At 73.3% G+C, this 22,602-nt stretch carries 22 protein-coding genes; 9 read left to right on the forward strand and 13 right to left on the reverse strand.

The genetic code is table 11. From position 1 onward, the window contains the following. Window positions 1-101: 101 nt before the first annotated feature. Window positions 102-911 (reverse strand): TetR/AcrR family transcriptional regulator, encoded by an 810-nt coding sequence (locus tag IO39_RS56760; RefSeq protein ID WP_043624155.1) that lies wholly within the window; start codon window positions 909-911, stop codon window positions 102-104. Between the two features lie 115 nt (window positions 912-1,026). On the opposite strand from IO39_RS56760, the gene IO39_RS17915 reads away from it, so the two are divergent. From IO39_RS17915 to IO39_RS17925, 3 genes are read left to right on the forward strand one after another with little or no spacing between them, the layout of a single operon-like run. Next, a complete protein-coding gene (locus IO39_RS17915) occupies window positions 1,027-1,497 on the forward strand; it encodes a (2Fe-2S)-binding protein (RefSeq protein ID WP_211267059.1) in 471 nt (156 codons plus the stop codon). Continuing rightward, window positions 1,494-2,486, forward strand: a complete 993-nt coding sequence (locus IO39_RS17920) for an FAD binding domain-containing protein (protein WP_043623996.1) — start codon at window positions 1,494-1,496, stop codon at window positions 2,484-2,486. Before IO39_RS17915 ends, IO39_RS17920 begins: the two co-directional genes overlap by 4 nt. A 47-nt stretch (window positions 2,487-2,533) precedes the next feature. Further along, complete coding sequence (locus IO39_RS17925; protein ID WP_043623999.1) at window positions 2,534-4,807, forward strand: xanthine dehydrogenase family protein molybdopterin-binding subunit; 2,274 nt, start codon at window positions 2,534-2,536, stop codon at window positions 4,805-4,807. Window positions 4,808-4,879: 72 nt separating this feature from the next. On the opposite strand, the gene IO39_RS17930 is transcribed toward IO39_RS17925, so the two are convergent. Beyond that, on the reverse strand, window positions 4,880-5,416 hold the full coding sequence (locus IO39_RS17930; protein WP_043624002.1) for a TetR/AcrR family transcriptional regulator: 537 nt from the start codon (window positions 5,414-5,416) through the stop codon (window positions 4,880-4,882). Window positions 5,417-5,501: 85 nt separating this feature from the next. Between IO39_RS17930 and IO39_RS17935 the strand changes: the two genes are divergently transcribed. After that, the gene (locus IO39_RS17935; protein WP_043624157.1) at window positions 5,502-5,960 is read left to right on the forward strand and encodes a nuclear transport factor 2 family protein; all 459 of its coding nucleotides are present in this window, start codon (window positions 5,502-5,504) and stop codon (window positions 5,958-5,960) included. Window positions 5,961-6,035: 75 nt separating this feature from the next. On the opposite strand, the gene IO39_RS50720 is transcribed toward IO39_RS17935, so the two are convergent. From IO39_RS50720 to IO39_RS17980, 9 genes are all read right to left on the reverse strand, one after another. After that, the gene (locus IO39_RS50720; protein WP_052423035.1) at window positions 6,036-6,566 is read right to left on the reverse strand and encodes a hypothetical protein; all 531 of its coding nucleotides are present in this window, start codon (window positions 6,564-6,566) and stop codon (window positions 6,036-6,038) included. 103 nt (window positions 6,567-6,669) lie between these two features. Beyond that, window positions 6,670-7,281 (reverse strand): DsbA family protein, encoded by a 612-nt coding sequence (locus tag IO39_RS17945; RefSeq protein ID WP_169789081.1) that lies wholly within the window; start codon window positions 7,279-7,281, stop codon window positions 6,670-6,672. Window positions 7,282-7,344: 63 nt separating this feature from the next. Continuing rightward, entirely contained in the window at window positions 7,345-8,949 is a 1,605-nt protein-coding gene (locus IO39_RS17950) for a pectate lyase family protein (protein WP_043624011.1), read from the reverse strand. A gap of 208 nt (window positions 8,950-9,157) precedes the next feature. Beyond that, a complete protein-coding gene (locus IO39_RS50725; protein ID WP_052423036.1) occupies window positions 9,158-9,889 on the reverse strand; it encodes a hypothetical protein in 732 nt (243 codons plus the stop codon). Beyond that, window positions 9,880-11,304 (reverse strand): hypothetical protein, encoded by a 1,425-nt coding sequence (locus IO39_RS17960; RefSeq protein ID WP_157548533.1) that lies wholly within the window; start codon window positions 11,302-11,304, stop codon window positions 9,880-9,882. The genes IO39_RS50725 and IO39_RS17960 overlap by 10 nt, the downstream gene beginning before the upstream one ends. Before the next feature lie 29 nt (window positions 11,305-11,333). Continuing rightward, window positions 11,334-12,188, reverse strand: coding sequence for an ABC transporter ATP-binding protein (locus IO39_RS17965; RefSeq protein WP_043624016.1), 855 nt, complete (start codon window positions 12,186-12,188; stop codon window positions 11,334-11,336). Continuing rightward, a complete protein-coding gene (locus IO39_RS17970; protein ID WP_043624019.1) occupies window positions 12,185-12,982 on the reverse strand; it encodes a zf-HC2 domain-containing protein in 798 nt (265 codons plus the stop codon). Before IO39_RS17970 ends, IO39_RS17965 begins: the two co-directional genes overlap by 4 nt. Further along, window positions 12,979-13,572 (reverse strand): RNA polymerase sigma factor, encoded by a 594-nt coding sequence (locus IO39_RS17975; protein ID WP_043624023.1) that lies wholly within the window; start codon window positions 13,570-13,572, stop codon window positions 12,979-12,981. The genes IO39_RS17970 and IO39_RS17975 overlap by 4 nt, the downstream gene beginning before the upstream one ends. Before the next feature lie 133 nt (window positions 13,573-13,705). Then, window positions 13,706-14,461 (reverse strand): FadR/GntR family transcriptional regulator, encoded by a 756-nt coding sequence (locus IO39_RS17980; protein ID WP_245642037.1) that lies wholly within the window; start codon window positions 14,459-14,461, stop codon window positions 13,706-13,708. A 63-nt stretch (window positions 14,462-14,524) separates the two neighbouring features. Between IO39_RS17980 and IO39_RS17985 the strand changes: the two genes are divergently transcribed. Both IO39_RS17985 and IO39_RS17990 read left to right on the forward strand, forming a co-directional pair. After that, window positions 14,525-15,388, forward strand: coding sequence for a dioxygenase family protein (locus tag IO39_RS17985; RefSeq protein ID WP_043624030.1), 864 nt, complete (start codon window positions 14,525-14,527; stop codon window positions 15,386-15,388). Next, window positions 15,385-16,236, forward strand: a complete 852-nt coding sequence (locus tag IO39_RS17990) for a fumarylacetoacetate hydrolase family protein (protein ID WP_043624033.1) — start codon at window positions 15,385-15,387, stop codon at window positions 16,234-16,236. Before IO39_RS17985 ends, IO39_RS17990 begins: the two co-directional genes overlap by 4 nt. A 3-nt stretch (window positions 16,237-16,239) precedes the next feature. Here the strand turns inward: IO39_RS17990 and IO39_RS17995 are convergent, their stop codons facing one another. Continuing rightward, window positions 16,240-16,656, reverse strand: coding sequence for a PPOX class F420-dependent oxidoreductase (locus IO39_RS17995; RefSeq protein ID WP_342671423.1), 417 nt, complete (start codon window positions 16,654-16,656; stop codon window positions 16,240-16,242). A 147-nt stretch (window positions 16,657-16,803) separates the two neighbouring features. Between IO39_RS17995 and IO39_RS18000 the strand changes: the two genes are divergently transcribed. The 3 genes from IO39_RS18000 to IO39_RS18010 all read left to right on the forward strand — a co-directional run bounded on the left by IO39_RS18000 (window position 16,804) and on the right by IO39_RS18010 (window position 21,077). Then, window positions 16,804-18,648, forward strand: a complete 1,845-nt coding sequence (locus tag IO39_RS18000; RefSeq protein WP_063765301.1) for an ABC transporter ATP-binding protein — start codon at window positions 16,804-16,806, stop codon at window positions 18,646-18,648. Beyond that, window positions 18,648-20,471 (forward strand): ABC transporter ATP-binding protein, encoded by a 1,824-nt coding sequence (locus tag IO39_RS18005; RefSeq protein WP_043624039.1) that lies wholly within the window; start codon window positions 18,648-18,650, stop codon window positions 20,469-20,471. The genes IO39_RS18000 and IO39_RS18005 overlap by 1 nt, the downstream gene beginning before the upstream one ends. 72 nt (window positions 20,472-20,543) lie before the next feature. Then, window positions 20,544-21,077, forward strand: coding sequence for a hypothetical protein (locus tag IO39_RS18010; protein ID WP_157548536.1), 534 nt, complete (start codon window positions 20,544-20,546; stop codon window positions 21,075-21,077). A gap of 30 nt (window positions 21,078-21,107) precedes the next feature. Here the strand turns inward: IO39_RS18010 and IO39_RS18015 are convergent, their stop codons facing one another. Beyond that, entirely contained in the window at window positions 21,108-22,562 is a 1,455-nt protein-coding gene (locus tag IO39_RS18015) for a serine hydrolase domain-containing protein (RefSeq protein ID WP_043624042.1), read from the reverse strand. Window positions 22,563-22,602 lie beyond the last annotated feature (40 nt).

The raw sequence follows: 22,602 nt of genomic DNA on the forward strand, positions 1-22,602 counted from the left end.
CTGTTAACCGGTTAGGTAAGGGACATGCTGGGCGCATTCGGCGCCGATGTACAGGGGGCCGGGGGAGGCGGGCCAGGAATGCCTGGACCGGGATGAAAGTTTCAGCCGGCCGGCCGGTCGCGCAGCGCCGGCAGGCCCACGGCCAGCGCCGTGAGCGCGCGCACGAGAGTGGGCAGCATCTGGGGGCAGGCGGCGGCCAGCTCGGGGTCCTCGGCGTAGACCTGGGCCAGGGCCGGGGCGGGGTTGGCGATCGGGTAGAGCGTCCCGGCCAGCACGCTGGCGAAGGAGACCAGTTCGAGGCCCTCGCGCTCGGTCAGACCGGCGGCGCGCGCGACCTCGGCGCCCATCTCCGCGCTGGTGGACACGATCGCCCGCTTGAAGGTGCGGGCGGCGGGGACGGACGCGTTGTGTTCGAGGCTGATGTAGACGTTGCCGAGCAGGTCGCAGAGGAGCGGCCGGTCCACGATCGTCTCGGCCAGCGCCGCCACCACGTGCGCCGTCCGGTCCTGCCCCGAGACGTCTTGATCGCCCGAGGCGGTGGCTGAGTCGGTGGCGGGGGTGCTCCCCGAGGCGGTGGCTGAGTCGGTGGCGGGGGTGCTCCCCGAGGTGGCGGCTGCGGCGGAGGTCGAGGTGGCGGCCGAGGTGGCGGCCGAGGCGGCCAGGTGGGCGGAGACGTCGTCGGCCCACTGCCGCCACTCGTCGACCATCAGCTGCAGGTAGATCTCCTCGCGGGTGCCGAAATAACGCACGATGTTTGACTTCGCCAGCCCCACCGCCTCCGCGACCGCCCCCAGACTGACGTTGCGCACGCCGGAGGCGCGGGCGAGCTCGCGCGCGGCGTCGAGGATGGCCTCGCGTCGCTGCTGCTTGTGCTCTGGCCGCCTGGCCCGGAGGAATGCCGACCGCTTCATGTCGCTCATCAGCATACTGACCGACTTAGCAGAACGGTGTTCACTTGTTAAGGAAACAGCGTTCTGTTAGCGTCGCGATAAACCGGCAGCGGAGGATCGAGTGACCGAGATACGGATGAAAGTGAACGGTGACGTCGAGGCCCTCGACGTCGAGCCGCGGGTCAGCCTGCTCGACGCCCTGCGCGAGCGGCTCGGCCTGATGGGCCCCAAGAAGGGCTGCGACCAGGGCGCCTGCGGGGCGTGCACGGTGCTGGCCGACGGCATGCGGATCAACTCCTGCCTGGCCCTGGCCGTCCAGTACGACGGCAGCGAGATCACCACCATCGAGGGCGTGACCCACCCCTTGCAGGAGGCGTTCGTCCGCCACGACGGCTTCCAGTGCGGCTACTGCACCTCGGGCCAGATCTGCTCGGCGATCGGCATGCTGGCCGAGCACGAGGCGGGCATGCCCAGCGCCGTCGCCGACGCCTCCCCGCTCACCGAGGCCGAGGTCAGGGAGCGGATGAGCGGCAACCTGTGCCGCTGCGGCGCGTACAACGGGATCGTGGACGCGATCATGGATGTGGCGGGGAAGGACGGGCGATGAGGTCGTTCGCGTACGTCAAGGCGGCCGACGTCGAGGAGGCCGTGCGGGCGGTGGCCGCCGACCCCGGCGCGAAGTTCCTCGGCGGCGGCACCAACCTGGTCGACCTGATGCGCGAGGGCATCGAGCGGCCCGACACCGTCGTGGACGTCACCGGCCTGCCCTTCGACACGGTGGACGAGCTGCCCGACGGCGGGCTGCGGATCGGCGCGCTCGTGCGCAACAGCGCCCTGGCCGCCGACCGGCGGGTGCGCACCCGCTACCCGATGTTGTCGCAGGCGCTGTTGTCGGGCGCTTCGGCGCAACTGCGCAACATGGCCACCGTGGGCGGCAACCTGCTCCAGCGCACCCGCTGCCCCTACTTCTACGACGCGGCCTCGGCCTGCAACAAGCGCGAGCCGGGCAGCGGCTGCGACGCGCTCGACGGGTTCAACCGCAGCTGCGCGATCCTGGGCGTCAGCGAGAGCTGCATCGCCACCCACCCCTCCGACATGTGCGTGGCGCTGGCCGCCCTGGACGCGGTGGTCGAGGTACGCGGCGTGGACGGCGTGCGGCGCGTCCCGCTGACGGACTTCCACCGCCTGCCCGGCGACACGCCGGAGATCGAGACCACGCTGGCCGCCGGCGAGCTGGTCACGGCCGTCGAGCTGCCGCCCCTGCCGGTCGCCGCGAACTCCCGCTACCGCAAGGTGCGCGACCGCGCCTCCTACGCCTTCGCCCTGGTCTCGGTCGCGGCGGCGCTGGAGGTGCGCGACGGGATGGTGACACAGGCGCGGCTGGCCCTCGGCGGCGTCGCGCCCAAGCCGTGGCGGGCCCGCGAGGCGGAGCGCGTCCTGCAGGGCGGCCCCGCCGACGAGGCGGCCTTCCGCCGGGCGGCCGAGGCCGAGCTGGCCGGCGCGACCGGCAGGCAGGGCAACGCGTTCAAGGCGGGGCTCGCCAGGGCCACGATCGTGGCCACGCTGCGCGAGCTGAGCACGGGGGAGGCCCGCTGATGGGCGTCACGCACGACACGAGAGCAGGGCAGGGGGAGGTCCGGGCGATGAGCGTCAGCCAGGCGGAGGCGACCGAGCGCGCGACCGGCACGGAGAAGTACGTCGGCCGGGCCGTGGACCGGGTGGACGGCCCGGCCAAGACGACGGGCCGGGCCCGTTTCGCCGCCGAGCATCCCTACCCCGGCCTGGCCCACGCCGCGCTCGTGCACGCCACGGTCGCGCGGGCCCGCATCACCGCCATCGACACAGAGGCGGCCCGCGCCGTGCCCGGCGTGATCGACGTCCTCACCCACGAGAACACGCCGCCCATGAAGCCCCCGCCCAAGGTGAGCTTCCTCGACCTCAGCACGCTGGTGTCGGGCACCACGGTCAACTACCTGGCCACCGACGAGGTGCACTGGAACGGCCAGCCGGTCGCGGTGGTGGTCGCCGAGACCCCCGAGGCGGCCCGGCACGCGGCGTCGCTGGTGCGGCCGTCGTACGCGGAGCTGCCCGCCACGGTGGACTTCTCGGCCGAGGAACCGCGCGCCGTGCCGCAGAAGGGCAACCTGATAGCCGAGGCGGAGGCCGACAAGGGCGACGCGCAGGCGGCCCTGGCCGCCGCGGCGCACTCGGTGGACCTGACCTTCAGCACGCCGCCGCACAACCACAACGCCATCGAGCCGCACGCCACCACCGCCGTGTGGGAGGGCGACCGGCTGACCGTGCACGAGGGCACGCAGAGCATCGCGTGGACGCGCCGGCACCTGGCCAAGCGGTTCGGGGTGCCGGAGCAGGACGTCCGGGTGCTGTCCCCGTACGTCGGGGGCGGGTTCGGCGGCAAGGGCTCGGTCTGGGCGGGCACGCTGCTCGCCGTGCTGGCCGCGCGGGTGACGAACCGGCCGGTGCGGCTGGCGCTCACCCGCGAGGGCGTCTACCACACGGTCGGCGGGCGCACGCCCAGCACGCAGCGGGTCGCGCTGGGCGCGGACGAGCAGGGGCGGCTGACCGCGCTCATCCACACCAGCGTGTCCAGGGTCGCGCGGACCGGCGGCATGCCGGAGGGGATCACCGCCGGCAGCCGGCACCTGTACGCCTCGCCCAACATCCACCTGCGGCAGAGCATCACCCGGCTCGACCTGCTGGCCAACACCTTCATGCGCGCCCCCGGCGAGGCCATCGGCACCTTCGCCCTGGAGTCGGCCATGGACGAGCTGGCCTGGGAGACCGGCATCGACCCGATCGAGCTGCGCATGCGCAACGAGCCCGAGCGGGCCCCGATCGGCGGGCAGCGCTTCTCCAACCGGCTGCTGCGCGAGGCGTACGCGGTGGGGGCCGAGAGGTTCGGCTGGCGCGAGCGCGACCCCCGGGCCGGCGCGATGCGGGACGGCCGGTGGCTGGTCGGCATGGGGGTGGCCACGGCCTACCATCCGCAGATGCGGTTCTCGGCCCACGTCAAGGTGCGGATGAGCGCCGACGGGCAGGTCGTGGTGCGCTGCGGACTGCAGGAGATGGGCATGGGCACGGCGACGGCGCAGGCGCAGATCGCCGCCGACGAGCTGGGCGTGCCGCTGGAGTCCGTACGCGTGGAGATCGGCGACTCCGACCTGCCGCAGGGTCCGGGGGCGGGCGGCTCGAACCAGACCGCGAGCGCGGCGGCGGGCGTGATCGAGGCGAGCGCCAAGCTGAAGCGGGCGCTGCTCGCCCTGGCCCGCCGCGCGCCCGGCTCGCCCCTGCGCGGCCGGCGGCTGGAGGAACTGGAGGCGCGCGACGGCGGGCTGTACCACGGAGGGCGCGGCCAGACCTACGCCGAGATCCTGGCCGCGGCCGGGCGCGACCACGTCGAGGCCGAGAGCAAGGGCAACATGCTGGGCCTGCTGGTCCGGACCATGAACGACCGCCGGAAATGGGTGAAGGCGGCGATCGGGGCGCAGTTCTGCGAGGTGCGGGTGGACCCCGACACCATGGAGGTGCGCGTCTCGCGCTGGCTGGGCGTGTTCGACGTCGGCAGGGTGATCAACGCCAGGACGGCGGCGAGCCAGCTCCGCGGCGGCATCGTGATGGGCATCGGCATGGCGCTGTCGGAGCAGACGCTGGTCGACGGCCGCAGCGGCCGGATCGTGAACCCGAGCCTGGCGGAGTACCACCTGCCCGTGCAGGCGGACATCCCGCGCATCGACGTGCACTGCCTGGACGAGCCCGACCCGACCACGCCGCTGGGCCTGATCGGGGTGGGGGAGGTCAGCATCACCGGCGCCGCCGCGGCGGTGGCCAACGCCGTGCGGCACGCCACCGGCAAGCGCGTCCTCGACCTGCCGATCACCCTCGACAAGCTGCTGTGACCCCGAGACCGGCCCCGGTGACCGGCCGGCTGGGGTGACCGGCCCGGCTGGGGTGACCGGCCGGTCCGGGTGTCAGTCCTGGTGAGGTGAGGTGAGGGCGCGGGCGGCGCGGCCGGCCGCCCGCGCCGTCGCGGCCGCGCGGCCGGGGTCCACCATGGCGGTGACGGTGGCCCCCTCGACCAGGATGAAGAGCTGCTCGGCCAGGGCGTCGTCGTCTCCCGCCAGCTCGCGCAGCAGGTCGCGCAGCCGCCGCTTGTGCCGCCGCACCACCTCGGCGACGGCCTCGGAGGTGGCGCCCAGCTCGCCGTACGCGTTGAGGAACCCGCAGCCGCGGAAGCCGTCCTCGCCGAACCACCGCTCCAGCCACTCGAAGACGGCCTCCACCCGGTCGCCCCGCTCGCGGACGTAGGACGTGAGCGAGGACATCCACTGCTCGTCCCGCCGCTCCAGCCAGGCCACCACCAGCGCCTCCTTGGACGGGAAGCACTGGTAGAGCCGCTTGAGCGAGACGCCGGAGGCGGCCCTGACCTCGTCCATGCCCACGGCCCGCACGCCCTGCCGGTAGAAGAGCTCCCCGGCCGCCGCCAGGAGCCGTTCGGCGTGTTCCATGACACCTCGCTTGAACGGAGAACGATCGTTCTCTATGCTAGCCGGGAGAACGACCGTTCTCTTGCCGACCGAGGAGGCCACCGCCATGTCACGCCCGCCCGTACCGCCGTTCACCGAGGAGAGCGCCCGCATCAAGGTCCAGGCCGCGGAGGACGCCTGGAACACGCGTGACCCCGACCGCGTGGCCCTCGCCTACACCGAGGACTCGCAGTGGCGCAACCGCGGCGAGTTCGTCACCGGCCGCGACGAGATCAGGGAGTTCCTGCGCCGCAAGTGGGACAGGGAGCTGGACTACGCGCTGCGCAAGGAGCTGTGGGCCGTGCTCGGCGACCGCATCGCGGTGCGCTTCCAGTACGAGTGCCGCGACGCCTCCGGCCAGTGGTGGCGCAGCTACGGCAACGAGCAGTGGGAGTTCGACGAGTCGGGCCTGATGCGGCGCAGGGAGGCCAGCATCAACGACGTGCGCATCGACGAGTCCGAGCGGCGCATCTTCGGCCCGCGCGGCGACGACGAGCGCGGCGTGGACGTGCTGCCCCTCAGATGAGGGGAGGCTCAGGTGAGGGGGGCTCAGGCGAGGGGAGGCAGGGCACGGCGCCGGTCGCGCCGTGCCCGGCACGGGTCAGGGGACGCGGATCCACCGGGGGTCGTCGTAGCGCTGCTCCACCCCTTCCGCGGGCAGGAAGTCGGGCACCGTGCACAACACGATCACGCCCCTCACCTCCAGATACCGCACCAGCCCCGCCGCCATCGACAGCAGGCTGTCGGGCGCGCCGGACGCGTACGGCAGGTGTTCCCTCAGCATCGCGAGCACGTCGTCCAGCCCGAACTCCTCGGGCAGCAGCAGGGCGAGATCCCTGAGGAGGCCGGGGGTCAGCGGGAAGTCCGGGCGCAGGCGGGGCCGGAGCTCCTTGCCCGTCCCCTCGCAGGTGTCGCAGCGCACGCTGTCGCGCGGGTGGGCGGCGAAGGTGCCCGAGCCCAGGCACACCAGGCACCGGCCCAGCTCGGCCGCATGCCGGGTGGCGGCGTCGCGGTCGGTCAGCGGCAGGTCGCAGCTGCACGAGAAGGTGGTGTAGGTGCCCGCCGCGTGGTCGTGACAGCCGATCTCGTCAGGGGGGTCGTTCCACTCGATGGTGATGACGTGCTCGTCCATGGAGGCTTGTGTGCTCTCGTCCGGGGAAGGTGCCCCCGCGGTCGCGGGGGCACCAAGATTAGCCCGCCGACCAGGCGCTGATCACGGAATCCGGCAAAGACGGTCACGGAGTGTGAGGAATGTTCGGCTCCTCGCGGGGCCCGCCCTTCAGCTCGTGGAACCCCGGGGTGCCCGCGACCAGCAGCGTGCCGTCCCACAGGCGGCCGGCCTGCTCGCCGGTCGGGACGCGGGAGACGACCGGGCCGAAGAACACCACCGGGTCGCCGCCGCCCGCGGCGTCGGTGACCGCGATGATCGGGGTGCCCACGTGGTCGCCGATCAGGCCGACGCCCTCGGCGTGCGAGGCGCGTACGGCGTCGTCGTAGTCGCCGCCCAGGCCCGCCTCGGCCAGCTCGACCGGCAGCCCGGCGGCGGCCAGCGCCGCGCGCAGGTCGCCGATCCAGTCGCCCGAGCCGGTGGTCCACAGGGCCGTGTAGAACCGCTCCAGCGCCCGCTGCCCGTGATCGCGCCGCACGGCCGCGCAGATGCGCACCGGAACCCACAGGTAGCCCTCGGGGTCGCCTTCCGGGTCGTCGTCGCGGCCCTCGTTGAGCACCGACAGGCTCATCACGTGCCAGCGCACCTCGACCGGGCGCACCTGCCGCACCTCCAGCAGCCAGCGCGAGGTCAGATAGGTGTACGGACAGGACGGGTCGAACCAGAAGTCGGCCACCATGCTCGTCACCCTGACCACCTTGCCAGAAGGGGCCGCCGCGCGGGCGGCGGCGGCCCCGGCGCGCTACGACCCGATCTTCCCGACGCCCGCGCCCGCCATCACGGCCGCCTTGACGCCGTTGGGGTCGGCCACGGTGTAGGAGTAGTACGCGCTCGGCTCCTGCACGCTGCCCGAGCAGTCGGGCGCGCCGGACTCGTCGGCGAAGACGTTGTTCCTGGCCACGCACCTGCCCGAGGGCCCGGCGTAGGAGTTGCTCACCGGCTCCTCGACCCGCTCGAAGTAGTTGCCCTCGACCAGGCAGCCGGCGTCCGCCTGGCAGGCCACCCCGACGTCGGTGTTGTAGACGTAGTAGTTGTTGAACACGTGCACCGGCTCCCCGAACCGCACGCGCGGGTTGCGCTGCGGCGTCCGGTCGAACCAGTTGTGGTGGTAGGTCACCTTCAGCCGCCCGACGTCCTGCGCGTCGTTGTCGTCGTCGTGGCCGAGCAGCATGTTCTTGGTGTGGTCGTGGGTGTGGTTCCAGGAGACGGTGACGTACGAGGAGCCGCGCTTGACGTCGATCAGCCCGTCATGGCCGGCGGCCAGGTCGTTGTGGTCGATCCAGACGTGGTGGCTGAACATCTGCACGTTGATCGCGTCGTCCGAGGCGTTCCTGAAGACCAGGTTGCGGATGATCACGTTGTGCACGGCGCCGGGCGGCGGCGCGGTGACGGAGTCGTCGGCCGGGAGCCCGATGGTGAAGCCGCCCCCGCTGATGCCCGAGCCGGAGCCGACGCCGAGGATCGTCTTGTCGGAGGCGACGTCGTACATGCCGGCCGGCAGGGTGATCATCCCGCGTACGCACACCGTCAGCGGCCCGCTCCGGCCGATCGCGGAGATCAGCTCGGCGGCCGTGTCCACCTCCACGGTCGGGCCGCCCGCGCCGCCGGTGGTGCCGTTCTGTCCCCAGGCGTTCACCGAGGCGAACCCGACGGGCGCGCCGGAGGAGACGCACGAGCCGGCCGGCGGCGTGGTCGGGGTGGCCGGCGGGTCGGTCGGGCCGCCCAGGTCGCTCACCACCACGTCGTCGAACGAGGCGGCGGCGTAGTGGCCGGCCAGCCCCGCCCTGCCGGAGGCGAGGGCGGTGTCGGTGGCCGTGACGAGCTGCACGTTGTCCACGAAGCCCCGCAGCGAGCTGCCGAACGCCTCCAGCCGCAGCGTGCGCCACGTGCCGGTGACCACGGAGGCGGCGGCGGTGGCCAGCGTGACGGGGGCGCCGCCGGTGCGCTTGCCCAGCACGACCGAGCCGGAGCTGCTCAGCCCCAGGAAGTAGTAGGCGCTGGTGCTCTGCGCCCTGGCCAGCACGCCGACGTGGCGGTTCTGGCCGTTGAACGCCAGCGGCTTCACCCGCGCCTGCACCGCCTGGTCCGTCCACCCGCCGCCGGCCAGCGCCCTGGCGTCGGAGCCGGTGCCGGACTGGCGGTAGACGCGGCTGCCGTCGGCGACCACCGACCAGCTCCCGCCGGAGCGCGACCAGCCGGCGGCGTCGCCGTCCTCGAAGTCGTCCCCGAACAGCGTCGCGGCCGAGGCGCTGGGCAGCGTCACCGCCCCCGCCACGAGGACGGCCGCGGCCGTCGCCGCGAGCGCGGCGAGCCATGCACGACTCTTGCTTGCTCTTGTCCTACGCACTGTGGAGCCTCCCGTTGTGGTGGCGGCCGGCCACGGGATCCCGTTGGGGTGTTGCGTGGAAACTCGCGAGCTTCACCCCTTTATGCAACCGATTGTTAGGCGAGTCAATGCGTAGGATGTGCAGGTTTGTTGCATGACCGCGCATACATTGCAAGCGCTTGTATCCGCGGCCCCTCTTCCGGCCGGCCGATGCGCGGCCTCGCCGAGGTCAGCGGCGCACGCCGCGGCAGGCCAGGGCCAGCCATCCGTACGGCACGGGCAGCATCGCCAGCCAGAACCGGTGCGCCTCGTCCCAGTGCCCGAACCCGCAGGTCGGCGACCACAACCGGACTGCGTCCGGCAGCAGGATCGTGCCCAGCACCAGCCCGAGCTGCACCACCACGGCGGCCATGGCGGCCTGCCGGCCCGGGGCGTGCCTGACCGCGGTGGCCGCGGCCGCCAGCGCGACGCCCAGGCAGACGGCCATCTCGATCAGCAGGTCGGTCACGGGGAAGAGCGTGCCCTCGGGCAGCCGGGCCAGCGCGTACGCGAACGCGCACGACCAGACGGCCACCGCCGCCCCGGCCGCCAGCAGGCAGCGCAGCGCCTGCCGGGCCCAGCGGGGGGTGGGCGCCGCGCCGAGGTCCGCGGTCATGGCGTCCACCAGGGCGAAGGCGGCGGCCGAGCCGAGCAGGGTGCCCACGACCCGCATCAGCAGCAGGGCGTCGCCGCCGGCCAGCGGCTCCCCGGCGTTCACGAGCGTCAGCAGCCCCGCCGCGAACGCCGTCACCACCGCGAGCGGCGCCCAGTCGACGGCCCTGACCAGCGGCCGGACCAGCAGCCCCGCCGACCGCGCCCGCGCGGCGGCTCTCAGGACGGCCGGGTGCCGCGCGATCCCCACCTTCTCGGCGGTCACGGCGGCGGAAGGCCGGGGCCGGTGGGGCGGGATGCTCAGCGGCATGGGTCGGCTCCTCGGGGCGCGTCGTGCGTGTGCTCCAGACCGAGCAGCGGCAGGGCCTGGCCGATGGTGGTGGCGGGGTCGACGAGCGTGTCCCAGTGGGCGTGCACGCGCTCGCGGGCGCCGGCCGCGGCGAGCAGGCTCTTCGCGTACGCGACCTCGGCCGCTCCCCAGCCGATCAGGAGCCGCCTGCCCAGCCGGTCGTCCACGTGGTACGTGCGCGGCGGCTCCGGCGGGAAGACCTGGCCCATGAGCCAGAGCGCCACCAGCGTGCGCGCCTGCCCCGCTCCGTCGCACCCGTCCCGGGAGCCGTCCCGGTCGCGCAGGCCGGTGGCCCAGATCGCCAGGTCCTGGGCGAGCAGGGCCCGCTGGTCGGGATGGCCCCACGTCATCGGCGTACGGAGCGCCACCGCGTCCTGGTCCTCCCCGTACCGCCAGGTCGTGGCGCTCTGCCGGACCTCGGGCACGCGGGCCCGCAACGCGGCGGGCAGCGCGTCCACCGCCGGGCGCAGGGCCCGCTCCCACAGCGGGACCCAGGGCTCGTAGCCCGCGAAGGCGCAGAACGTGACGCCCCGCCGGTCCGAGCAGTGGTGGGCGCCGGGGCCGAAGTAGCGTTCGCGGACCCTCGGGTCCACGTCGTCCAGGTCGAGCCAGCCCGGCTTCGGCCGGGGCAGCGGCGGCTCCGACGCGGCGACCGCCCCCGCGGGCACCGCGACGGCCAGGGCGGCCAGCAGGGCCGCGGCGGGCAGGAGGCGTACCCGGTGCCGCAGCAGCGCGAGCGCGGCGCACGCCGCGGCCAGCGCCAGCACGTACAGCAGGTGGACGGCGGAGGGCCGGTCCGGCCAGTCGGCCTCGTGCACCTGCATGACCGGCAGCAGCCAGGAGCCCCCGTCGTGGTTCGGGTTCTGGAAGATCAGGTAGCCGAGCACGGCCACCACGACCGGCCCCGCGATCAGCCACCGTGCCCACCGTCCGACCGCCACCCCGAGCGTGGCGGCCAGCATCGCCGCGGCCACCGCCGTCAGCGGCTCCCACGGGTCGAGCCGGCCCGCCGCCGGGCCGCTCAGCAGCCTGATCAGCAGGTAGCCGCCCATGAACACGGCCGCGGCCGACCCGGCGACGAGCGGCGCGGCCAGCAGGGTCGCCCGGGTCCTGTGCACGGCCCGCCCCGGCAGGGCCGCCAGGCTCTCGGGCATCCCGTGCCGGCCGTCACGCGAGGCGGCCAGGCCCGCCACGACCAGCACCGCCGCCGCCAGGCACGTGGACAATCCCGTCGCCCGCACGGGGTCCACGCCCAGGTGGGGCAGCAGGTCCCGGCTGAGGTACGTCTGCAGCGCCAGCACCAGCGCGCTCGCTCCCCACACGAGCGGATGCCGCGCCATCCTGCGCACCTCGACCAGGAACAACTCCCTCGTCACACCACCGCCTCCACCGCGATCCGCGCTCGTCATGCGGCCACCCCTTCCGCGCCTCCCTCGCCGAGCAGCAGGAGGTAGCCGTCCTCGACGCCCGGCGGCACCGGCTCGGCGCCCGGCGGGCGCTCGCCCAGCGTCCGGTAGCGCCCGTCGGCGGTGCGCCAGAACCTGCGCGAGGTCGCCGGCGCCTCGTCCGACAACCACACCTGCCCGTCGGCGATCCCGGCGAGCCGGCCCGGGGTGCCGTCGAAGGCCACCCGGCCCGCGCGCAGCACGACCACCCGCTCGCACAGCGCCGCCACGTCCTCCGTCTGGTGGGTGGACAGCACGACCGTCCGGCTCTCGCCCAGCCGCGACACCAGCGCCCTGAACGCCATGCGCTGCTCGGGGTCCAGCCCCACGGTCGGCTCGTCGAGGATCAGCAGCTCGGGCTCGCCCAGCAGCGCCTGCGCCAGGGCCAGCCGCTGCCGCATGCCGCCCGACAGCCTGCGCACCTTCGTCCTGGCCTGCCCGGTCAGCTCCACCTCGGCCAGCACCCGGCGCACCTCGGCGTGCCGCTGCCCGCGGTCGGTCAGCTCCTTCAGGATCGCCACGTAGTCCACCAGGTCGAAGGCGGTGAAGTGCGGGTAGAAGCCCGGGTCCTGCGGCAGGTAGCCGAGCCTGCGCCGCAGGGCGGTGCGCTGCGCGGGGGAGGCGGGGTCCAGGCCGAAGGCGGTCACCGAGCCGGCGTCCGGGGCCAGCGTGGTGGCCAGGCAGCGCAGCAGCGTGGTCTTGCCCGCGCCGTTGGGGCCGAGCAGGCCGGTCACGCCGGTGCCGAGGGTCAGGTCGAGGCGGTCGAGCGCGCGCTTGCCGCCGTACGTCTTGGTCAGGCCCGTGATCTCGATCATGCGGTGCTCGCTTTGCGGATGCGGAGGACGTGGAGGGTCAGCAGGAGGGCGGTGGCGGCGTACCCGAGCTGGGCCGGAAGGCCGAACACGACCGGCCAGGAGCCCGCCAGGCCGCCCGCGCCGACGATGGCCAGCCACGATCCGCCGACGGCGAGCGCGGCGATCGGCACGGGCAGCCGGTTCGACAGGGCCAGGCAGCCCGCGGCGGCGGCCAGCGAGGGCAGCAGCCAGGCGGCGCTCAGCCCCGGCGGCGCGGGCAGCAGCGGCGCGGCGAGCGCGGCCAGCGCCGTCGCGACCGCCAGCACCGCCACCGCCCTGGTCAGGAGCAGGCGCGGCCCGGCCAGGGGAGTGGCCGCCATCAGCTCGTGCGCGGGATCGACGCGGGGCCCGTACGCCAGCGCGATCCCCGACAGCGGCAGCACCGGCGCCACGATCAGGAACACCGGCAACAGCTCCGGCCCCTGCCGCGCCACCAGCACCGCGACCGCCAGCGCGGCCACCACCGCCACCAGCCAGGCCCGGCTCAACGTCGGCGTGACGGCGACCAGCCTGGCCAGGTGCTCGGGCATGCCGCCGTGCCGCAGCACCCGCTCGGCCAGGCTCGGGCGCGGCCCGGCCAGCCGCGACTCCAGCCGCCGCCAGGACGCCTCCAGCCACTCCGGCTCGTACGGGACCGCCGCCCGGCAGGCCGCGCACCTCTCCAGATGGGCCTCCACGGACATCGCGGCGGCGGCCGGCAGCGTTCCGGCGAGATAGCGTTCGCGCAGGTCGTCGCGGACGTGCCAGTCGGTCATGACAGCTCCTCACGCAACCGGGCCCTGGCCCGCGTCGCGCGGGACTTGACCGTGCCTTCGGGGATGCCGAGCAGGCGCGCGGCCTCCTTGGTGGTCAGGCCGTCCAGCACGGTGGCCTCGATGACCGCGCGCAGCTCGGGCGAGAGCCTGTTCAGCGCGCTGCCGAGGTCGCCGTGCTCCACGCCGCGCAGCACGGCGTCCTCGGCCGAGCCGACCACGTGCTCGGGACGGGTGAGGTCGCCGGGCTCGACGCCGCTGCCGATCCAGCGGGAGCCGCGCCCGCGCAGCGCGGAGACCAGCCGGCGCACGGCGATCGTCCACAACCAGCCCGCGGCGTTGCCGCCGTCGAAGCGCCCCGCCGACCGCCACACCGCCAGGAACGTCTCCTGCAGCGCGTCGTCCACCACGTCGGGGTCGGCGCAGCGCCGGGCCAGCCTGGCGCGCAGCCAGGGGGCGTGCCTGCGGTGCAGCAGGCGCAGCGCCGCGGTGCTGCGCGCGGCCACGGCGGCGAGCAGCTCGGCGTCGGTGCTGTCCGCGCTGACGCGGGGCGGCTCGGGCGCGCGTCTTCGCCAGAAATCGAACGATCCCACGTCCCATCTATCGCAACCCGCCCCCTTCCCGGTTCGCCGGCCCGCCGCGTTCCGATCCGCGCGCGGCGCGCCGCCGGCGGGTCAGGCGGCCCGCGCGGGGACCGCCGGGCCGGTGGAGGCGGGATGCGCGGGTTCAGCGAGGGGTGCGGTGGCGTTCCACGGCCGCGGCCGTGCGTTCGGGGTCGCCGGCGGCGATGGCCTCGACCAGCTCGGCGTGCACCTCCAGCCGGTGCCGCAGGTAGTCGCCACCGTCCTTTTCGCCACCGTCCTTCTCGTCACCGTCCTTCTCGTCGCTGTCGCCGTGGTCGCCGCCGGGGGCGGGGCGGGCGTGGGCGTCGGAGGTGGCGTGTGCGGACAGGTCCGAGATGCACCGGGTCATGGCCAGGTAGACCGCCTTGGCCAGGGGGTTCGGGGTGATCTCGGCGATGCGCTCGTGCAGGGCCCAGTTGGCGCGCATGAACCCGTCGGTGTCGGTCGTGGCCCGGCCCAGCGCGGTGAGCAGCCTGCGCAGGTCGGCGATGTCCCGGCGGGTGCGGTGGCGGGCGGCGTCGGCGGCGACGAGCGGTTCGAGCGCCTCGCGTACGGCGATCGCGTCCGCCACCGTCGTCGGCATCGCGCGCACGGTGAGCAGCGTGTGCCGCAGGCGCACGACCGGATGGGGCGCGGCCACGAACAGCCCGCCGTTCCTGCCCGGCCGGACCTCCACCGTGCCGCGGTCGCTGAGCAGCCGCGCCGCCTCGCTGATCGTCGCGCGGCCGAAGCCGGACAGGTCGCGGAAGTCGTCCATGGTCCCGATCAGGTCGCCGGGGCCGAGGCCGCGCTCGCCGATCAGGGCCTCGATGCTCTGCGCGAGCGACTCCGCGCGGGTCTGTGGTGCGCCATTAAACACCCGAACCATTCTAGGGGTTCTCTGGTCATTTCAGCCGGTGGGCGATACGCTCCGGCTGAACCTTTGGAGGAGTACGTGACCCCGCTGCTGCGACAGGTCCTGAGCCAGGTCGACGGGCCCGACCCCCGGGTCAACGAGGTGGTCTCCGCGCTCGTCAGCCATCTGCACGCCTTCGTCGAGGAGGTCCGGCCCACCGAGCGCGAGTGGATCGCGGGGCTCGACTTCCTGATCGAGACCGGGCGGATGTGCACGGCCGACCGCAACGAGTTCATCCTGCTGTCCGACATGCTCGGCCTGACCAGCGCCGTGGACGACGTCAACCACCTCGGCCCCGAGGGCATGACGCCGTCGTCCGTGGAGGGCCCGTTCCACTCGCCCGCCCCCGAGCGGGAGGCGGGCGCCTGGATGTGCTCGGGGCCCGAGCGCGGGCGCGGCACGCCGACGGTGGTGCACGGGCGGGTGCTCGACTGCGACGGCACGCCGCTGGCGGGCGCGCTGGTGGACGTGTGGCAGGCCAACGACACCGGCCTGTACGACAGCCAGGACGACACCCAGGAGCCCGGCAACCTGCGCGGCCTGTTCACGACCGACGCCGGCGGGCGCTACTGGTTCCGTACGATCCGGCCGAGCAGCTACCCCGTCCCGACCGACGGCACCGCCGGCCGGCTGCTGCGCGCCATCGGCCGGCACCCGATGCGCCCCGCCCACCTGCACTACCGGGTCACCGTCGCCGGTCACCGGCCGCTGACCACGCACGTGTTCCTGGCCGGCGATCCCTACCTGGGCTCCGACGCCGCGTACGCGGTCAAGGAGGAGCTCGTCCGCGAGCCGCGGCCGCGTACCGAGGGGTGGGGGATGGACGGCCCGTACGAGGAGATCGAGTTCGACCTCAAGCTGGTGCCGCTGGACTGGAAGGACGAGGCGTGAAGCTCGTCGGGGTGCGCCTGCCGGGCGTCGACGCCGTGCACGTGGCCAGGCTGGACGGCGACGAGGTCACGGTGCTGGCCGAGGTGACCGCCTTCTGGGCCGACGCCCGCGCCTGGACCGCCAAGGCGCCAGGCGCCGGCACGGCCGCGCTCGCCGGGTCAGGGCCGGGGGACGTGGTGCCGGTCGGGGCGGTGGAGCTGGTGCCGCCGGTGCCGCCGTCCGCGCGGGTGATCTGCATAGGGCTCAACTACCGGGCGCACGCCGCCGAGGGCTCGTTCGAGGTGCCCGAGCACCCCACCCTGTTCGGCCGGTGGACGGCCTCGCTCAGCGTGGGCGGCGTGCCGGTGCCGGTGCCGGCCGGCGAGCCGGGGCTGGACTGGGAGGGCGAGGTGGCCGCGTACGTCGCCGAGCCCCTCCGCGACGCCGATCCGGACGCCGCGCTCGCGGCCGTGCTGGGTTACTCCACCTTCAACGACCTGACCGCCCGCCGCGCCCAGAAGCTCACCAGCCAGTGGACGCTGGGCAAGAACGCCGACCGGAGCGGGCCGATGGGGCCGATCGTCACGGCCGACGAGGTGGGCGACCTGCGCGACGGGCTGCGCGTACGCACCCGCGTCAACGGAACCGTCGTCCAGGACGGCGACACCCGCGACATGATCTTCAGCGTCGGCGAGGTGCTGTCCCTGATCAGCCGCACCCTCACCCTCAACCCCGGCGACGTGATCGCCACCGGCACCCCCGACGGCGTCGGCTACGTCCGCACCCCGCCCTGGCTGCTGACCCCGGGCGACGTGGTGGAAGTGGAGATCGACCACCTCGGCACCCTCCGCACCCCCGTGGTGGGGTGACGGTCAGGTGGTGACGGCGTGGTGGGCGACCACCTCGTCGATGTGGAGGCGGACGAGGCACTCGCCGGGGGCGGCGTTGCGGGTGCCGAACTCCAGGGCGCGGTCGTCGCCCATGTAGCGGCGGCCGATCTCCGTGGCCCAGGCCAGCATCTCCTCCAGGTCGAGCGAGAGGGTGGCGGTGCCCTTGACGAGCACGTACGAGTAGGGCGGCTCCTGGTCGTCCACGCACATCGCGGCCCGGGGGTCGCGGGCCAGGGCCTTGCCCTTGAGGCTGTGCTCGGCGGTGCTGAACACCACCGCGTCCTCGTCGAGCAGGAACCAGACCGGCGTCACGTGCGGCCTGCCGTCGGGCAGGGTCACCGCCAGCTTCCCGGTGCGCGTGCCGGCGGTGATGAAGTTACGCCACTGGGAATCACTCATTCGTTCCATGTCAACACGCTACGTCACCATCCGGAGCGTTCCCCGGGATCGGCGCGGGGCCCGGGAAAAGGGTTCGAAAACTGTCGGTGGCCAGTGATACAAAACGGGTTCGGAGTCGGGCTAGCAGCGGCCGGGGGGCTGTGTCTCATGAGCACCACCAGTTCGGAGTTCTCGGTCTCCGGCCCGCGTCACAACCGCCGCGGTCCCGTGCGCTGGCTGTGGTCCCATCTGCGCCGCCATCCGCTGCACCTGTTCGGCTTCCTCGGCGGCTCGCTCGCGATGGTGATCCTCAACGCCATGGTGCCGCAGCTCACCGGCGACGCGTTCGACGCCGTGCTGGGCAAGCGGGGCGCGCCGCTCGACGCGCTGGGCCTGATCGCGCTGGCGTTGCTGGCGATCGTGACCGCGCGCGGGCTGTTCGACCTGTGGGCCCGGCTGTCGAGCGAGGTGCTGGCCAAGCGGCTGGAGCGCGACGCCCGTGACGAGCTCTACGTGAGCCTGCTCGGCAAGAGCCAGACCTTCCACAACCGCCAGCGCGTCGGCGACCTGATGGCCAGGGCGGCCAACGACATCCGGCAACTGTCGATCATGATCACGCCGGGCGCCGACCTGATCGTCGACTCCGGGCTGACGGGGCTGGTGCCGCTGTTCTTCATCGCCGCCATCGACCCGCGGCTGCTGCTGGTGCCCGGCGTCTTCGCGGTGGTGTTCGTGATCGCGCTGTGGCACTACATGCGCAGGCTCAACCCGGTCGCCACCCGCATGCGCGAGGAGTTCGGCGATCTCAACGCGGGGCTCAACCAGGCCGTGCGGGGCATCGAGGTGATCAAGGTGACCGCGCAGGAGGCCCAGGAGCGGCGGCGCTTCCGGGCCAACGCGCGGCTCTACCGCGACTCGTTCGTACGCAACGGGCTCGTGCAGGCGCGTTACCTGCCGACCCTGCTGTTCGCCGTCGCCATGGCGGGCGCGTTCTGGCACGCGCTCCACCTCCAGGCCGCCGGGGCGATCACCATCGGCGAGCTGGTCGCGTTCATGGGCCTGATGGGGATGCTCGGCTTCCCCACACAGATGTCGATCTTCACGTTCTCGCTGATGCAGATCGGCGTCGTGTCCGCCCGCCGGATCCTCGACATCATCACCTCCGACAGCGAGATCGAGCAGCGCCCCGACGGGCACGCCGCGCCGATCAGCGGCGAGATCGTCTTCGAGGACGTCACGTTCGGCTACGAGCAGGACGCCGAGCCGGCGCTGCGCGGGGTGACGTTCACGGTGCGGCCGGGGGAGACCGTGGCCATCGTCGGGGAGACCGGGTCGGGCAAGAGCACGCTGACCAAGCTGGTGCCGCGCATCTACGACGTCACCTCGGGACGCATCCTGGTCGACGGCGTCGACGTACGCGACTGGGACCTCGACTCGCTGCGCTCGCAGATCTCCACCATCGAGCAGGACATCGTGCTCTTCTCGCGCTCGGTGGCCGAGAACATCGCCTTCAGCAAGGGGCAGCGGGCCGATCGCGAGGCCGTGGTCAGGGCGGCGCGCGACGCGCAGGCCGCCGAGTTCATCGAGGAGCTGGAAGACGGCTACGACACCGTGATCGGCGAGCGCGGCGTCACCCTCTCGGGCGGGCAGCGGCAGCGGCTGGCCATCGCGCGGGCGCTGCTGACCGACCCGGCCATCCTCGTGCTCGACGACTCCACCAGCGCGATCGACTCGGCGACGGAAGACAAGATCCAGCAGGCCATCGGGCGCATCCTCGAAGGGCGCACCACGTTGCTGATCACCCACCGGCTCTCGCAGATCCGCTGGGCCGACAAGGTGCTGCTGTTGCGCAGGGGCGAGGTGGCCGACTTCGGCACGCACGACGAGCTGATCCGGCGCAGCGCCCTCTACCGGCGGGTCTTCGCCCACTACGACGAGGCCGACGTCCACGACGCGGCCGAGGTGCAGGAAGAGGGGCCCGTCCTGGCGGGCGAGCAGGGAGGGGCGCGCTGATGGGCTTCGTCATGGACGGCCTCGACGCCGAAGACTACGACCGCACCTACGACGACCGCGAGCTGCTGCGCCGGATCCTGTCCTACTTCCGGCCCAAGCTGGGGGCGATGCTCCTGGTGGCCGCCATGATCGTGTTGCTGTCGGCGAGCCAGGCGGCCATCCCCGCGCTGGTCAGCGAGGCCGTCGACGCCATCGACGGCGGCACGATCGGCGAGGTCGGCTGGCTGCTGGCCGCGGGCATCCTGGCCACCGGGGCGATGTCGTGGGTGTTCAACTACATCCGGCAGAAGAACAGCGCGCGGGTCACCGGAGACGTCGTGCTGCGCCTGCGTGAAGACGCCTTCGACGCGGTGCTCCAGCGTGACCTGTCCTTCTACGACGAGACGCCCTCCGGCAAGATCGTCAGCCGGGTCACCTCCGACACCGACGACTTCGCCACCGTCTCCACGCTCACGATGGACCTGATCAGCCAGGTGCTGATGGTGGGCTTCGTGACCGTGCTGCTGTTCGTGCGCAGCGTCGAGCTGGCCCTGCTGACGCTGCTGGTGGTGCCGATCGTGGTGGGGCTGGCGCTGGTGTTCCGCCGCCTGGCCAGGATCAGCACCCGGCGGGCGCAGCGCTCGCTGAGCCGGGTCAACGCCAACCTGCAAGAGACCATGGGCGGCATCGCCGTGGCCAAGAACTTCCGGCAGGAGCGGCAGGTCTACGACGAGTTCCGGCCGATCAACCAGCAGAGCTACCAGGTGACGCTGCGGCAGGGGTTCGTCTTCTCCACCATCTTCCCCGTGCTGTTCCTCGTGGCCGGGCTGGCGACGGTCGCGCTGGTCCAGCTCGGCGGCTCCGCGGTCGTCAACGAGCGGATCACCGCCGGCGACTGGTACCTGTTCCTGCAAGGCGTGTCGCTCTTCTGGTTCCCGCTGACGTCGATCGCCGCGTTCTGGTCGCAGTTCCAGCAGGGGCTGTCGGCGTCCGAGCGGGTCTTCGCGCTGATCGACGCGCCGCCGAGGGTGGTGCAGACGGACACGCGACCGGTCGGGCGGCTGGCGGGGCGCATCGAGTTCCAGCGCGTCACGTTCGGCTACGACGCGGCGCAGCCCGTGCTGCGCGACTTCGACCTGGTCATCGAGGCGGGCGAGAGCGTGGCGCTGGTCGGCCACACCGGCGCGGGCAAGTCCACGCTGAGCAAGCTCATCACCCGCTTCTACGAGTTCCAGAAGGGCCGCCTGCTCATCGACGGGCACGACATCCGCACCCTCGACCTGGGCGGCTACCGCAGCCAGATCGGCGCGGTGCCGCAGGCGCCGTTCCTGTTCAGCGGCACGGTGGCCGACAACATCCGCTATCCCCGGCCGGAGGCGGGCGAGGAGGAGGTCCGCGCGGCGGCGGCCGCGGTCGGCGGCGGCGACTGGGTCGATGCCCTGCCCAACGGCCTGGAGACCGACGTCGGCGAGCACGGCCGGGCCCTGTCCATGGGGCAGCGCCAGCTCGTCGCGCTGGCCCGGCTGCTGATCCAGGACCCGGCGATCGTGGTCCTCGACGAGGCCACGGCCAGCGTCGACCCGCTGACCGAGGCGCAGATCCAGGAGGGCCTCGACGTGGTGCTGGCCGGGCGCACCTCGATCGTCATCGCCCACCGCCTGTCCACGATCGAACACGTCGACCGCATCATCGTGCTCGACCACGGGCGCATCGTGGAGGAGGGCGACCACGCCTCGCTGCTGGCCGCCGGCGGCCGCTACTGCGAGGTCTACAACACCTACTTCCGGCACCAGTCGCCCAACTACCGCGCGGGCACCGGGTTCGTGCCGGTCACCACCACCTGAGGCGAGAGACCCCAGGTGAAAGTTTCACCTGGGGTCCCTGATTGTCGGCGCTCGCCCCTAGGCTTCCCGCGCATGAGCGCATTACCTGACACCGTGCACGTCACGCACATCGACCTCCGCGTCTCCTACTCGCAGGCGTACCTCATCGACGCCACCGACGACGCCGAGGGCTTCGAGGACATCCCCGACGACCACCCGGCCCACCGCGTCGGCATCATCCGGGCCGACGGCGGCGACGCCTTCCTCATCACCGGACTGCACACCGGCACGGTCGACTTCACCGTGCTGGTGGCCGACCACGACCCGGGGGCCGAGCTCGACGAGTACGAAGACGTCGTGGAGATCACCGTCGAGTCCGAGTCGGGGGAGTACGTGCTGCACGAGTGGGGCGGGGAGGCCCACGAGCTGCCCCCGCTGCCGGCCGGGCCGGGATGGTACCGGCTGCGGTATCACGCGCGGGGCATGGACGAGGCGGCCGATGAGGCGGCGTCGTCCGGCGAGGTGATCGACCACTACCTGCTGCAGATCTGGCCGGCGGAGGAGTCGCTGCCGCGGCTGGTCAAGCAGGGCAGCGGGTGCGCCGCGTACTGGCGCCGATCCGCCTGAGGCGGGGCGTCGTTGACTTGAGGGGCGGGGCTACTTGGCGGGCGCCAGGCGCTCGCCGAGGCCGGGGACGCCGAGTTGCCGCTTCAGCAGGGCCAGCTCGTGGGCGGGCAGCTCGCGGCGCAGGGTCTCGGCGTTGTCCAGCAGCGGCTGGGCGGTCAGCCGGACCTGTCCCACGGCCTGCCGGAACGCCTCCCAGTCCCACGCCCCCGTGACGACCGCGCCCTCGGCGATGCGCGCGACGTCCTCGGGGGCGGGTTGCGAGGCGATGCCGAGCCGGGTGGTGAGCCGGTCGCCGACCAGCAGCCCGGCCAGGAGACTCCGGGCGGAGGCCGGGGCGCGCAGGGGGCGGGGGGCCGCGCCGTGCACCCAGGCGGTGACGATCTCGGCCACCAGGCGGGCCGCGGCGTGGCTGGGACGGTCGGACAGGCCGAGGTCGCCGAGGTCGAGCTGGTTGGCGGAGATCACCAGCGCCACCCGGTCCTCGGTCCAGCCGCGGGTGAAGTGGCTCCAGCCCCACGGGTATTCGCCGCCGTGGCCGATGTACGGGTGCGCGCCGCCGAACACGTTGAACACCAGGCCGATCGACATCTCCTGGCTCGGGCCCAGGAGCGTGCCGCCGCTCGCCTGCGCGGTGATCATCTGCTCGGCGGTGGCCGGTTCGAGGATCGCGCCGGAGCCGAGCCGGCCGCCGTTGAGCATCGCGAGCACGAACCGTACGTGGTCGGAGGGCGTGCTCAGCGCGGACCCCGCCGGATAGTCGCCGGGATACAGCGGGGGGAGCGGCAGGGAGAGGCCGGGCAGGGTCGCGTATCCCGTCGAGCGGCGGGCCAGCAGCTCGACCGGCACGAAGTCGGGATGCTGCGCCCGCGGGAACACGGTCGAACCCATCCCCAGCGGCGCGAACACCTGCCGGGCCAGCCATTCGGAGAACGTGACGCCGTCGGGGTTGAGCAGCTCCACCAGGTGCCCGACCACGGCGATCCCGACATTGCTGTACTGGTACCGCTCGCCCACCGGCCCGGCCCAGAACGGCATCACCGTGCCGCCGTACGCGTCGGAGCGGCCCGCGTCGAGCACCCGCCGCAGATGCTCGCCCAGCGGCGGGGGCGGCACCCGGTCCCAGTTGCCCATGCCGGTGCCCAGCCCGCTGCGATGGGTCAGCAGGTCGCGCAGGGTGATCGGGCGCCGCCCGTGCGGGTTGACGAGGGGCAGATGCCGCTCGACCGGGTCGTCCAGCCCGATCAGGCCGCGCTCCACGAGCTGCATGGCGGCCACCCCGGTGTAGGGCTTGCAGTCGGAGCCCGTGGGGCCGACCGTCTCGACGGTCATGGGGCGGCCGGTGGCCAGGTCGGCCAGCCCGTACGCCCGGGCCAGCGCCACCTCCGTGCCCACCCCCACCGCGATCGACAACCCCGGGGTGCCGCAGTGCTCCATGATCTCCGGCACGTACGCGTCGAGCGCCGCTGCCAAGCTTTCGATCTCCATGCGTCAAGGCTGGCATTGACATCAGAGAAATGTCAAGGCA

Source organism: Nonomuraea candida (assembly GCF_000725485.1).
Lineage (GTDB): Bacteria > Actinomycetota > Actinomycetes > Streptosporangiales > Streptosporangiaceae > Nonomuraea > Nonomuraea candida.

Bases quoted from the DNA above. Each gene is read 5' to 3' on its own strand.
- IO39_RS56760 (WP_043624155.1), bottom strand. From the start codon at position 911: ATGAAGCGGTCGGCATTCCTCCGGGCCAGGCGGCCAGAGCACAAGCAG.
- IO39_RS17915 (WP_211267059.1), top strand. From the start codon at position 1,027: ATGAAAGTGAACGGTGACGTCGAGGCCCTCGACGTCGAGCCGCGGGTC.
- IO39_RS17920 (WP_043623996.1), top strand. From the start codon at position 1,494: ATGAGGTCGTTCGCGTACGTCAAGGCGGCCGACGTCGAGGAGGCCGTG.
- IO39_RS17925 (WP_043623999.1), top strand. From the start codon at position 2,534: ATGAGCGTCAGCCAGGCGGAGGCGACCGAGCGCGCGACCGGCACGGAG.
- IO39_RS17930 (WP_043624002.1), bottom strand. From the start codon at position 5,416: ATGGAACACGCCGAACGGCTCCTGGCGGCGGCCGGGGAGCTCTTCTAC.
- IO39_RS17935 (WP_043624157.1), top strand. From the start codon at position 5,502: ATGTCACGCCCGCCCGTACCGCCGTTCACCGAGGAGAGCGCCCGCATC.
- IO39_RS50720 (WP_052423035.1), bottom strand. From the start codon at position 6,566: ATGGACGAGCACGTCATCACCATCGAGTGGAACGACCCCCCTGACGAG.
- IO39_RS17945 (WP_169789081.1), bottom strand. From the start codon at position 7,281: ATGGTGGCCGACTTCTGGTTCGACCCGTCCTGTCCGTACACCTATCTG.
- IO39_RS50725 (WP_052423036.1), bottom strand. From the start codon at position 9,889: ATGCCGCTGAGCATCCCGCCCCACCGGCCCCGGCCTTCCGCCGCCGTG.
- IO39_RS17965 (WP_043624016.1), bottom strand. From the start codon at position 12,188: ATGATCGAGATCACGGGCCTGACCAAGACGTACGGCGGCAAGCGCGCG.
- IO39_RS17970 (WP_043624019.1), bottom strand. From the start codon at position 12,982: ATGACCGACTGGCACGTCCGCGACGACCTGCGCGAACGCTATCTCGCC.
- IO39_RS17995 (WP_342671423.1), bottom strand. From the start codon at position 16,656: ATGAGTGATTCCCAGTGGCGTAACTTCATCACCGCCGGCACGCGCACC.
- IO39_RS18000 (WP_063765301.1), top strand. From the start codon at position 16,804: ATGAGCACCACCAGTTCGGAGTTCTCGGTCTCCGGCCCGCGTCACAAC.
- IO39_RS18005 (WP_043624039.1), top strand. From the start codon at position 18,648: ATGGGCTTCGTCATGGACGGCCTCGACGCCGAAGACTACGACCGCACC.
- IO39_RS18010 (WP_157548536.1), top strand. From the start codon at position 20,544: ATGAGCGCATTACCTGACACCGTGCACGTCACGCACATCGACCTCCGC.
- IO39_RS18015 (WP_043624042.1), bottom strand. From the start codon at position 22,562: ATGGAGATCGAAAGCTTGGCAGCGGCGCTCGACGCGTACGTGCCGGAG.